This is a genomic window from Dongia rigui (assembly GCF_034044635.1).
GTDB classification, from domain to species: domain Bacteria; phylum Pseudomonadota; class Alphaproteobacteria; order Dongiales; family Dongiaceae; genus Dongia; species Dongia rigui.
In genome coordinates this window covers 1846436-1858273 of the sequence record NZ_JAXCLX010000001.1, presented here as the reverse complement: position 1 = coordinate 1858273, position 11838 = coordinate 1846436, and the positions used below count along the sequence as shown (strand labels likewise).

At 62.2% G+C, this 11838-nt stretch carries 12 protein-coding genes; 2 read left to right on the top strand and 10 right to left on the bottom strand.

What is annotated here, in order from left to right; all coding sequences use genetic code 11:
- Window positions 1–26: 26 nt before the first annotated feature.
- From SMD31_RS08700 to tsaB, 5 genes are all read right to left on the bottom strand, one after another.
- A complete protein-coding gene (locus tag SMD31_RS08700) occupies window positions 27–845 on the bottom strand; it encodes a GNAT family N-acetyltransferase (protein ID WP_320500421.1) in 819 nt (272 codons plus the stop codon).
- Complete coding sequence (locus SMD31_RS08695; RefSeq protein ID WP_320500420.1) at window positions 842–1321, bottom strand: Fur family transcriptional regulator; 480 nt, start codon at window positions 1319–1321, stop codon at window positions 842–844. The genes SMD31_RS08700 and SMD31_RS08695 overlap by 4 nt, the downstream gene beginning before the upstream one ends.
- 333 nt (window positions 1322–1654) lie before the next feature.
- Window positions 1655–2131, bottom strand: a complete 477-nt coding sequence (locus SMD31_RS08690) for a MucR family transcriptional regulator (RefSeq protein WP_320500419.1) — start codon at window positions 2129–2131, stop codon at window positions 1655–1657.
- Window positions 2132–2305: 174 nt separating this feature from the next.
- Window positions 2306–2803 carry a GNAT family N-acetyltransferase gene (locus SMD31_RS08685; protein ID WP_320500418.1) on the bottom strand — a complete coding sequence of 166 codons (498 nt, stop codon included), beginning with the start codon at window positions 2801–2803 and terminating at the stop codon, window positions 2306–2308.
- 1 nt (window position 2804) lies between these two features.
- Window positions 2805–3485 (bottom strand): tRNA (adenosine(37)-N6)-threonylcarbamoyltransferase complex dimerization subunit type 1 TsaB, encoded by a 681-nt coding sequence (tsaB, locus tag SMD31_RS08680; RefSeq protein ID WP_320500417.1) that lies wholly within the window; start codon window positions 3483–3485, stop codon window positions 2805–2807.
- Between the two features lie 93 nt (window positions 3486–3578).
- On the opposite strand from tsaB, the gene ddpX reads away from it, so the two are divergent.
- Entirely contained in the window at window positions 3579–4130 is a 552-nt protein-coding gene (gene ddpX, locus SMD31_RS08675; RefSeq protein WP_320500416.1) for a D-alanyl-D-alanine dipeptidase, read from the top strand.
- A 118-nt stretch (window positions 4131–4248) separates the two neighbouring features.
- On the opposite strand, the gene SMD31_RS08670 is transcribed toward ddpX, so the two are convergent.
- The 5 genes from SMD31_RS08670 to SMD31_RS08650 all read right to left on the bottom strand — a co-directional run bounded on the left by SMD31_RS08670 (window position 4249) and on the right by SMD31_RS08650 (window position 9298).
- Window positions 4249–5784, bottom strand: coding sequence for a DHA2 family efflux MFS transporter permease subunit (locus SMD31_RS08670; protein ID WP_320500415.1), 1536 nt, complete (start codon window positions 5782–5784; stop codon window positions 4249–4251).
- A gap of 153 nt (window positions 5785–5937) precedes the next feature.
- Window positions 5938–7047, bottom strand: a complete 1110-nt coding sequence (locus tag SMD31_RS08665; RefSeq protein ID WP_320500414.1) for an HlyD family secretion protein — start codon at window positions 7045–7047, stop codon at window positions 5938–5940.
- 10 nt (window positions 7048–7057) lie between these two features.
- Window positions 7058–7546 carry a MarR family winged helix-turn-helix transcriptional regulator gene (locus tag SMD31_RS08660; RefSeq protein WP_320500413.1) on the bottom strand — a complete coding sequence of 163 codons (489 nt, stop codon included), beginning with the start codon at window positions 7544–7546 and terminating at the stop codon, window positions 7058–7060.
- A 104-nt stretch (window positions 7547–7650) separates the two neighbouring features.
- Entirely contained in the window at window positions 7651–8349 is a 699-nt protein-coding gene (locus SMD31_RS08655) for a hypothetical protein (RefSeq protein WP_320500412.1), read from the bottom strand.
- Between the two features lie 16 nt (window positions 8350–8365).
- A complete protein-coding gene (locus tag SMD31_RS08650) occupies window positions 8366–9298 on the bottom strand; it encodes a LysR substrate-binding domain-containing protein (RefSeq protein WP_320500411.1) in 933 nt (310 codons plus the stop codon).
- Between the two features lie 97 nt (window positions 9299–9395).
- Here SMD31_RS08650 and SMD31_RS08645 point away from each other — a divergent pair, with 97 nt between their 5' ends.
- On the top strand, window positions 9396–11834 hold the full coding sequence (locus SMD31_RS08645; protein WP_320500410.1) for a GcvT family protein: 2439 nt from the start codon (window positions 9396–9398) through the stop codon (window positions 11832–11834).
- Window positions 11835–11838: the final 4 nt, after the last annotated feature.

The window sequence follows — 11838 nt, the reverse complement described above, 5'->3', positions numbered from 1 at the left end:
GGGACATGGCTATAGAGGCGCCATTGTCACGAATCGCCGCCGTAATCCGGGCGCGTGTAGTGTTTCATGTATTTGTCGGTGACCTCGGCGGTCACCACCACGATGGAAACGTCGACCGAGCCGAATTCGTGATCGATCACCGCGCCGTCGCCGACATAGCCGGAGAGGCGCAGATAGCCCTTGATGAGCGGCGGCAGCGAGGCGAGTGCGCGCCGTTCGTCGATATCGGCGAGCGGCATCATGTTCATGTCGACATAGCGCCCGGCCACGGCCCTGGGCCGAACCTGCGGCGGCGCCAGATGCCGGTGATGGAGATAGGAAAGCGCCATCCGGTGGGCTTCAGGGTCCGTGCCGGGGAAACTTGCGCAACCGAACATCACCTCGACCTTATGGAAGAGGATGTAGTCGGTGATGCCCTTCCACAGCAGCTGCATCGCCATCTTGTTGCGATAGGCGGGATCGACGCAGGAGCGGCCCAGTTCCAGGATCTCGCCCGGCCGGTTCACCAGCGGTGCGATGTCGTATTCGGCGATCGAATAGAAACGCCCGGCACGCCGTGCCGCTTCCCGGCGCAGCAGGCGATAGGTGGCGACGATGCCTTTGACGCCGGAGCCGCGCGTGCGGTCGACGACGATAAGATGGTCGCAATAGGGATCGAAGGAATCGAAATCGCGCCCCAGCTTGGTCATCTCGGCGCTGGGGATGGCCCCCGTCTCGCCATAGAAGACCCGATAGCGCAGTTCCTGCGCCGCCAGGATTTCAGCTTCGGTTTCCGCAAGCCGCGCTTCGAGATCGCCGACGATGACTTCGACCGGCCGCTCGCGCCGGGCCGCAGCGACAATCATTTGTCGCTGCCTCCTGCCGGCATGGCACGCTTGGCACGGCCGGACAGCGCGGTCTCGTCATCATTGTCCTTGGAGAGCGGCACGGCGTAGAGCTCCAGCCGGTGGCCCACCAGCTTGTAGCCGAGCTCGGCCGCGACACCCTTCTGCAGCTTTTCGATCTGCTCGTTGGTGAACTCGATCACGCGGCCGGACTGGATGTCGATGAGATGGTCGTGGTGGTCGTCCTTGGCCTCTTCATAGCGTGCGCGACCGTCGCCGAAATCATGGCGCTCCAGGATGCTGGCTTCTTCGAAGAGGCGCACGGTGCGATAGACGGTGGCGAGCGAAATGCCGGAATCGATCTGGGCCGCGCGCTTGTGCAGCAATTCGACGTCCGGATGATCCTGCGCTTCAGAGAGCACGCGCGCGATGATCCGACGCTGGTCGGTCATCTTCAGCCCTTTTTCGATACACAGCCGTTCCAGCCTTGATGGCACGCTTGCCTCACCTGTGTTTAATGTTTTCGTCAAATCCCTGACATCCCGTTTTGGGGCGGATATGGCGCTGCCCCGTTTCCGCTCAAGAGCCCTGATTTCAGAGCCGATTTCAGGGACCCGGTTTAACAGGACTGGCCGGCTGGGACCAGCCTGCTTGCATCTGGACAGGGACGCCGGTTCACCCAACCAATGGCCTCGTGTTGGGCTATTGTGCCTTGGTTAACCGCCGGTCGCCAAGGGCCTTGCTCATCCCAGGGGAAAAGAAACCATGACAAGGGGTTAGCTGGCGGCCCGCGACAAAGGGCCGGTTAATGACGGAATGAAGCGGGGATTCTAATTGCGGCGCCGGGTCGCACGTTTGCGGCCACCGCGGCCAAGGCCGAATTCGCGCGCCAGGGAGGAGCGCTTCTTGGCGTAATTGGGTGCCACCATCGGGTAATCGGCCGGCAGGCCCCAACGCTCGCGATATTGCTCGGGCGTCATGTCATAGGCCGTGCGCAGATGGCGCTTCAGCATCTTCAATTTGATGCCGTCCTCGAGGCAGATGAGGTAATCGGGTGTCACCGATTTCTTGACCGGGACCGCGGGTTCCCGCTCGGCGCGCAAGGTGCCATGACCCGCCGAAGGCCGCGCCAGATTGGCACCGCCCGGCAGCGTGCCGGCGGCATTGCCGCTATTGGCCAGGGCGGCCCGCGTCTCGGCGATAAGGCGCGGAATATCATTCATCGCAACGGTGTTATGTGACAGGTAGGCGACAACGATCTCTGTCACCAGGGGCAGCAGGGGATCGCTCTTGAGCGTGTCGCTCATGTCATTCCGTTCCTTATTTTAACGATGGATCGGTGGTGCTGAATGCCAGGCCTAAAGCCAAGCCGATGACCTGCGCCCGGCCCGCAAAAAGTGGCTGTGGATACATAGCCAGCGGCCCGAACATTGGCAATCAAACCAAGCTTATTATTTGCAATTCTCACACATATTTCAGCGTTATTGATGGCTTTTGTCATCAATACGGCACGAATTCAGGGCTCTCTCGTAAAGAATGGCGTCGGTTGGCCCTGGGTAATATTGCTTGCGGCGACCACAGATTGTGAAGCCGACCTTGGTATAGGTAGCGATGGCGGCGCGGTTCTCCGCCGCCACCTCCAGCAAAGCGCGCGCAGCCCCCCGTGACGCCGCCGCCGACAGCAAGCTGTCGAGCAGCATGGGCCCCAGCCCTGCCCCGCGTGCTTCCGGCAAAACGCCGATCAGCAGCACGTCGACCTCATCGACCGCCTGCAAGGTGATGCCGAAACCGACCGGTGCATCGCCGACGCTGAGAATCTGCCCCGCCGCACCCGGCATCGCCAACACATCGGCAAAGGATTTGGCGTTCCAGGGCCGGTCCCAGATCGCGGTAAAGCAGCGGTGGTGCAATTCGGCCAGAAGATCGACATCGAAAGGGCCGATCGGTTGCAGCACCGGCCCTGTCCTGTCAGCGGTCATGTCAGGGTGCCTTGGGCGCCGAAACGTCGGCGGGGCGCAGATAAAGCGGATCGGGCTTGGCGCTATATCTTTGGGCGGGATCGGCCGCGAGCGCAAGAATGCCGAGAGCATCGGCCGCGGCCGGGTGCCGCCCGGCGCCCGCGGGCCAGACGCCTTGCCACAGGCTGGTCCCGTCGCCGGTGATGACGGAAGGCGGATGCGCCGCCAAGTCGGAAGCGATTTCTGCAAGCGTCATGAAGCGCGGGGCGGTTTTGAAGAGAAGATCGGGATCGAGCCGCGCGACATAGGGTTCTTCGCGCCGGCTGTCGATCATGACCAGGATGTCGCCGTCTAATGGCCGCTGGTCCATCGGCAGCTGCCTTGCCGCAGCCTGGAAATTGCTGACGCCAAGGACTGGCTTCTCCAACGCCAAGCCCAGGCCGCGCGCCGTTGCCAAAGCGATGCGCAGCCCGGTGAAGCCGCCAGGCCCGTTGCCGACGGCAATCGCCGACAGATCGGCAAAGATGCGATCGGCCTGCGTCATCACCTTGTCGATCATCGGCACCAGGGCCACCGCATGGCCATGCTTCATCTCGGTCTTCTGCGACGCCAGCACGTCGAGGCCGGCATCGCTGGCACGGCCCAAGGCGACCGAGCAACTGTCCCCGGCGGCATCCATGGCAAGGATGAGGCGATCTGGCATCAGGAATTCCCGAACTGGCTGCTGGCCGGGCCTTGGCGGGCCGGCTGTCAATCTGCTAAAGGCGGTTTAGAACGCGCAAGGAGCGGTGGCAAGATGAGCCTTGTTGAAATTACCCCGGCGGAATACGACGTCGATATCGACCTGGTCTATGGGACCAAGGACAATTTGAGCGGGCACGTCATCTATCAGACGCCGCATTGCTACCTGCATGAGCGCGCGGCCGAGGCGTTGCGCCAGGCGGTGCATCTGGCCCGGCCCTTGGGATTGCGCTTCAAGATCTTCGACGCCTACCGCCCGTCGGAAGCGCAATGGGCACTGTGGAACGCGCTGCCCGACCCCGAATTCGTCGCCGATCCGCGCCGTGGTTCGCCGCATACCCGTGGTGTCGCCATCGATTTGACGCTGATCGACGACCAGGGGCGGGAGTTGGAAATGGGCACCGGCTTTGATGAGGCGATCCCGCAATCGCATCATGGTTCCATCGAGGTCTCGGTAACGGCGCAGCAAAACCGCTTTACCCTGCTCGGAATCATGATGGCGGCCGGCTGGGACAATTATAAAAACGAGTGGTGGCACTACCAGCTGTTCAACAGCCGCGATTATCCGCTGATCGAGCAGGCGCAATTGAAGCGCCCGATGATGTAAGGCCGAGCACCTACTTTATATCGTCATCCCCGGGCGAAGACCCGGGGATCCACTGATTGCCCGGATAGACTGGATGCCCGGGTCAAGCCCGGGCATGACGGTTCGTAGGTTGGTGCCCTTAGTCCGCCACGGCATGGAGTGCCGGCGCCGGCGTGCCGGCGACAGCGCGGGGTTTCCTGAGCAGCAGCAGCAATGGGACGGCGCACAGCGTCACCCACATCATCAGGACGAAATCGTCGATATAGGCGATGCTGGCGGCCTGCCGGTTGACCTCGGCATCAAGGGCGAGGAGGCCGGTCGTGGTGTCGAGTGACCAGCTCGGCGGCAGATAGGGGGCATGCATCAGCGGGTTGAAAATGCTGACATGCTCGCTCAATCCCGCGTGGTTGATCTGCGAATTGCGCGACAGCAGCGCGGTCACGATCGATATGCCGATCGAGCTGCCGATATTACGCATCAGGCTGAACATCGCCGCCGCTTCGGTCCGCAAGTGTGGCGCCAGGGTCGAGAAAGTGATCGTACTAAGCGGCACGAAAATGAGGCCAAGCCCCAAGCCCTGGATGACGCCGCTCTCCACCAGCATGAATTCGGTGACGTCGAGGCTGAAGCGCCCCATCTGCCACAGCGACAGCGAGGTAAGCGCAAGGCCGGCGAGGATCAGCAGGCGCGTGTCGATCTTTCCCATCACACGGCCGACCAGCATCATCGAGACCATGGTGCCGATGCCGCGCGGCGCCAGCAGATAGCCGGTGGTGACGACCGGATAGCCTTTGAGATGCTGCAGGAAGGGTGGCAGCAGCGCCATCGTCGCCAGCAGGATGATGCCGATGATGAAGATGAAGACGAGGCCCGTGACGAAATTGCGGTCGACGAAAAGATGCCGGTCGAGGAACGGCCGGTGATGCGTGAACATGTGGGCGATGAACATGTAGAGCGCCAAGGCAGCCACAAGCCCTTCGATCACGATCTCAGGTGATTCAAACCAGGCCTGCAACTCACCGCGGTCGAGCATCATCTGCAAGGCACCGATGGCGATGGCCAGAAATGCGAAGCCGAGGAAATCGAACGGGCGGTTGGGATCCTTGGGCGTTTCCGGCACGAAAGCAAGGATGCCGGAGAGCGCCAGGATGCCGAAGGGCAGGTTGATCAGGAACACCCAGCGCCAGTTGTAATATTCGGTGAGGAGGCCGCCCAAGGTCGGCCCCAAAATCGGGCCGATCATGACACCGACGCCCCACATGGCCATCGCCTTGCCGTGCTGCTCGCGCGGGAAGGTGTCGAGCAGGATCGCCTGGCTCAAGGGCACCAAGGCCGCACCGAAGACACCTTGCAGCAGGCGATAGAGCACGATCTGATTGAGCGTGAAAGCGGCGCCGCACAGCAATGAGGCCAGCGTGAAACCGATCACCGACCAGACGAACAGCCGCTTGCGCCCAAAGCGCTGCGACAGAAAGCCGGTGGCCGGCGTCATGATGCCGGCGGCGACGATGTAGGACGTCAGCACCCAGGAAATCTGATCCTGGGTCGCCGACAATGTCCCCTGCATATGCGGCAGGGCCACATTGGCGATGGTCGTGTCCAGCGCCTGCATGATGGTCGCCAGCATCACCGAGAAGGTGATCAGCATGGGTGATGATTTGGCGGAAATGGTCATCTGCGTGAACTCAGATCTCCCCTCACCCCAACCCCTCTCCCCGCAAGCGGGGCGAGGGGCTTTGGAGCGAGGCTCGCTAGAAACTCCCTCGCCCCGCGATAGCGGGGAGAGGGTGGGGGTGAGGGGCTAGACGCACGCCCTTAAAGCGTTGAACTACTCCACACCCACCCAGGCGGCGGCGGATTTGACGAAGCCTGGCAGGACGCGGTGATGCTCGGTGTCGATATCGACGACGACGCTCATGCCGGCGCGCAGTGGCGTGTCAGTGCCGTTGTCGGTGGGTTCGATATGGAGGCGCACCGGAATGCGCTGCACGACCTTCACCCAATTGCCGGTGGCGTTCTGCGGCGGCAGGGCGCTGAACTCGGCGCCCGTGGCGGCACCGATGCTGTCGACGATCGCCGTGAATTCGGTATCCGGATAGGTGTCGACGCTGATCTCGGCCTTTTGCCCGGGGCGGACATAGGTAAGGTCGGTCTCCTTGAAATTCGCCTCCACCCACAGCCCCTCTTCCGAGATCAGGCTGAACACCGGCCGGCCGGCGGTTGCGTAATCACCGGGGCGCAAATTGTCGATCTGCGAGATGATGCCGGTATCGGGCGCCAGGACTTCAGAGAGGCGCAAGTCACGCAAGGCTGAGTCGACTCTGGCCTGGGCGGCGCGGTATCTGGGATGGTCTTCGGCCTTCACCTCCGGATTGCCACCCAGCTCGGCCAGGATGCGCTGCATGTCTTCGCGAATGCCGGAGACCTGGCGCTGCGCCACGTCGCGCTCGTTGCGTGCGGCGTCGAACTCCGATTCCGAAATGACCTTGCCGGCGACCAGCTTCTGCCGCCGCTGATATTCGCGCTGCGCCATGCCAAGGGTCGAACTGGCGGCCTGCAGATCCTCCTCGCGCTGGCGATAGCTGGCCTTGAGGGCGGTAAGATCGTTGCGGACGGTCTCGCGATCGGCCTCGGCCTGTGCCAAGGCAATGTTGAGCGGCTCGGTATCTAGGCGCAGCAAGGGCGTGCCGGCCTTCACCACGTCGTTCTCATGCACCAGCACTTCCATGACGCGACCGGAGATGTCGGTGCTGACCTGAACCTTATGCGCCTTCACATAGGCATTGTCGGTATCGACGAAGCGCCCGCCGGTCACATAGACGTAGCCGGCCCCCACCACCACCAGCGCCGGGACGACGCCCAGCAGCAGGGTGCGGCGATAGCGCCGCCACAGGGCGGGCTTCGGCGCCATCACATTGCGGTCGTTGGCTTCGGACATTTGATTTCCATCAGGCATTTTCAGCTTCCGGGTAGACCTCTTCCGCCTCGGCGGGTTTGGTCGAACTGGTCAGATTTGCGCGCATGCGCAGCAGGTGTTCATACATCGTGGCCTGTGCTGCTTCGGGGATGCCGGCCATCATCACGTCGCGGGTCTCGGCACCCAGCTCCTGCATTCTGGCGAGGATCGGGTGCGTCTTCTCGGTGAGGTAGATGAGCCGCGCGCGGCGATCCTTGGGGTCCATGCGCCGCTCGATCCAGCCCGCTTCCTCCAGCCGGTCGAGGAGACGCACCAGGGTGATCGGCTCGACATCGAGATGATCGGCGATCGAAGCTTGGTTGGAACCTTCGTTGCGCCTGAGATGCGCCAGCACCGACCATTGCGCCCGCGTGAGGCCCAGCGATTTCGCGCGCCGGTCGAAATCCCGCCGCATCAGCCGCGCCGCGTCATAAAGCAGGAAGCCGAGGCTCGGCTCTTTAGCGTCGAATGGCTTGTTCAAAGGGCACCTCGTTACTAGTCGAGGTATAATATAAGCTAGCTTATTATATATTCAAGCACCTAGATAGCTTTCGCCTAACTATTTGATATTATGAAAATACCTCACTAAGGAGCGGACTGCTTGGCCTTGCAATGACCGATAAGGCGGGTCGTGCGGGACTTGTCCCGATTGCCATAGGAATCAAACTTCTCGTAGACCGCTCGCCAACTTTCCCGTGACCGGTCCCTGAGAAAGATGTCGACTGGCGCGCGCAGTTCAGCCGGCAATGTCCGCCAGTACTCGTCGATCGAGCACTCCACGACCTCCTGCGGATATTCGGCTATCTCGATGCCATCACGCTCCGCCACCACTTTCAGCAAGGTCATGCTGAAATCGCGATAGGTGCCGACGTCTCTGAATTGGTCGTAGAGGGCGTCAAAATAGATCGGCTCGCATTGGTGGAGGGCCGCTTCGACGGGGGCGGATGTCCAGATGGAGGAATGTGGATGGCCCAAGGCTGCTGCAATGGCGTTAAAGTTCTGCGTGTGATTGGCGCGAATGAAGGCGGCCACGGCAGCGTGCAGCTCGGGCGTTGAAGTCTTGATCATCTCATCTGCAAAGCAGGATTTGAATGCTGGCGGAAATCCAGCGCCCCGCTTCGGATTCCCTTCATTGGTCACTTCGAATGCCTTCACCCAGTAGGCGTGTTCATCCTTGAGATTGTTGAAAACACCTATGGTCAGCGGCGGCGACGGCGTGCTCGTGCAGGCAGTCCCCGCCAGTGCGAGGAGTGAGCCGATAATGACAAGCTGCATCAGCTTCATGGTCTGAAATCGCCTTTCATGCATGGAAGAATGCAAGCGCTGTGTCCGGTTCCTGAGCCAATAGCCAGTCGCGCAGGAGTTCGGCGCCGGGCTTGGGTGGACGGCTGGCGGGCATGACCAGATAGATGCTCTGGCCGGTCTTGTGGCTGACATCGAGGGGGCAGATGAGGCGACCGGCGGCCACATGGTCGCGCACGAGATGCTTCCAGCCCAAGGCGACACCCTGGCCCTGGACGGCCGCCTCGATCGAGGCGAGGGCGTCCGAGAAGACGAGATCCTGACGCAACCGGTCGGCCGAGACACCCTGCAGGCGCAGCCATTCGCGCCAGCCGATCCGCGTGCGGTAGCGCTCTTCGAAATGCAGCAATGTGCAGTCGGTAAGATCGCCCGCGCGGCGGATGGCGCCATGCTCCTTGAGATAAGCGGGGGAGCAGACGGCGAAGATCTCTTCCGTCACGAAATGCCAGGCATTGAGGCCGGGCCACTTGCCGTGCCCGAGCCGCGCCGAGAGGTCGATATCCTCCTGCTCGAGATCGGCGACATCGCGGCCGCTTTCCTCCACATGCAGTGCGACGTCAGGATGCGTTGCCTTGAAGTCCTTGAGGCGCGGCAGCAGAAAGAACTGCACGAAGGAGGCGGAGAAGGAGAGGCGCACGGTATCGCGCGAGTGTTTGCGCCGGAGGGTCGAGATGACCATGTGCAGCTGGTCGAAGCTTTGCTGCGTTTCCTGATAGAGCCGCCGCCCCTCGGCCGTGAGGTCGAGGCGGCGATGGTCGCGGTGGAAAAGCTTCAGGCCCGTCGCTTCCTCCAGAAGCCGGATCGTCTTGCTGACCGCAGGTTGGCTGATATTGAGTTCCTCGGCCGCCGCCGTGAAGCTTTGGCGCCGCGCCGCCGCCTCGAAGACGAAGAGGTAATTGGCGGACGGGACGAAGGCGCGCAGGCGATGCATAACTTCAGATTATGAAAAGCGGCAGCTTTGTCAATCTTCTGCCTAAATACCGGCTCTTTGTAATCTGACAACCAAAGCATTCTTGGGGGGAAAAGTTATGCAGAGTCACGCCCGGGCGGTGGTTATCGGCGGCGGTTGCGTCGGTGCCGGCATTCTTTATGGCCTGGCCAAGCGCGGCTGGCGCGACATCGTCCTGCTGGAGCGCACGCAGCTGACCGCCGGGTCGACCTGGCATGCGGCGGGCCTCATCCCGTCTTACGCCCGCAGCATCAATGTCGGCCGCATGATCGCCAAGAGCATCGAGATCTATGAAGGGCTACAGGCCGAAACCGGACAGAATGTCGGCTGGCATAAATGTGGACAGCTGCGCATCGCCAACACGCGCGAGCGCCTCGATGAATACAAGAGCTACATGTCCGTGGCCGCCGTCCAGGGCATGCGGGCTGAATTGCTGACGCCGGACGAGGCGCGGAAACTCTGGCCGCTGCTCCAGAACGACCACATGCTGGCCGCCCTCTACCATCCCGATGACGGCCATATCGCCCCCGCAGACGTCACCCAGGCGATGGCCAAGGGCGCCCGCGATCTCGGCGCCAAGGTCGAGCTCAATACCGAGGTGAAGGGGTTTGAGCAGCTCCCTTCCGGCGAATGGAAGGTGAAGACCAACAAGGGCGACATCATCTGCGAGCATGTCATTTCGGCGACCGGCAATTACGCGCGCCAGACCGGCGCCATGCTGGGCCTCGAGATCCCGGCCATTCCCATCATCCATCAATACTGGATCACCGATGCCGTGCCGGAAGTGGTGGAGCGCAAGCGTGCCGGCCGTCCGGAAATGCCGATCCTCCGTGACGAAGGCTTCGAAGGCTACCTACGCGAAGAAGGCGACGGGCTGATGTTCGGCCCCTATGAGCGGACCGAGAAGCTGAAGCTCTTTGCCGAGGACGGGGTACCCGCCTGGTTCGGCGCCGACTTGCTGGAAGAGGATTTCGAATCCGTCGCGTGGAATTGGGAACAGGCGATCAAGCTCGTCCCGCAATTGGGCCGCGTCGGCATCAAGGCCAATGTGCGCGGGCCGTTCCAGATGACGGCCGATGAATTGCCCCTCATGGGGCCGGCCTGGGGCTTGAAGAATGTCTGGCTGGCGGAAGGCGTGCCTGGCGGCATCCTCTGGGGTGGTGCCATCGGCTATTATCTGTCCGAGCGCATCGTCGAGGGTGGCAACAGCCTGGATACCTCCGAACTCGACCCGCGGCGCTTCGGTACCTATGCCAACAAGAACTGGACGCGGGAAAAGGTGCGCGAGGCCTGGGGCACCCATGCCGAGCTGCATTTCCCGGGGCAGGACATGCCGGCAGCAAGGCCGCAGAAGACGGCACCGTCATATGACCTGTTGACGGAGATGGGCGCCGTCTGGGGCGTCCTCAACGGCTGGGAGGTCCCCAACTGGTTTGCGCCCGAGGGTGTCGAGGCGAAGGATCGGTGGAGCTGGCGCTGGGCCGACAGGGGTAAATATATCGGTGCGGAAGCGACGGCCGTGCGCAATGGCGTCGGCCTCGTCGAAATGTCCTGCATGACGAAGTTCGAACTCAGTGGACCAAAGGCGGCTTCCTGGCTCGATCGCGTCTTGGCGAACAGCCTGCCCAAGATCGGCAAGGTGAAGCTCTGTCATCATCTGACGCTCAAGGGCGGCGTGCAGGCGGAATATGTCGTGGCGCGCCCGGCCGAGAACGACTTCTATTTGATCTCAACGCCGCGCGCCGAACGCTGGAATCTCGATGACCTCTCGCGCCTCCTCCCCGATGACGGCAGCGTCACGCTGCGCAATGTCAGCGACGAGCGCGGTTGCTTTACCGTGGTTGGCCCGAAGGCGCGCGACGTGCTGCAGCCCTTGACCGAAATCGATCTTTCCAACGAAGCCTTCCCGTGGTTCGGCATTCAAACCGGCACGGTGGGATTGGCCAGCGACGTGCGCATCTTGCGTGTCAATTACGAAGGCGAGCTCGGCTGGGAGCTTTATCACCCCATGGTCTATCAGCGGCATCTGCTGACGCTGATCCTGGAGGAGGGGAAGAAACACGGGCTGCGGCTTATCGGTCTGCAGGCGCTGGAACCCTTGCGCCTGGAGAAATCCTATCGCGCCATGTATCGCGACATGAATCCGGAACTCTCTGCCTGGGAGAGCGGCCTCGACCGCTTCATCAGCCTCGACAAGGGCGATTTCATCGGTCGCGATGCCTTGCTGGCGCAGAAGAGACAAGGTGTCGCCCGGCGCCTCTTCCCCATCGCCATCGATGTGACGGATGCCAGCGCCTTCGCCCATGAAGGCGTCTATCACCAGGGCGACCTGGTCGGGCGCATTACATCCGGCAGCTACTCCTATACCTTCAACCACGACATCGCGTTCGCGCTGTTGCCGGTAGCGCTGGGGAAGCCTGGGACCGCGCTTGAAGTGCCGATCCTGGGTGAGCGCTGCAAGGCGCGCGTGCTGAGCGAGTCCCCCTATGACTCACAAGGATCACGGGGGCGGATGTAGGGTC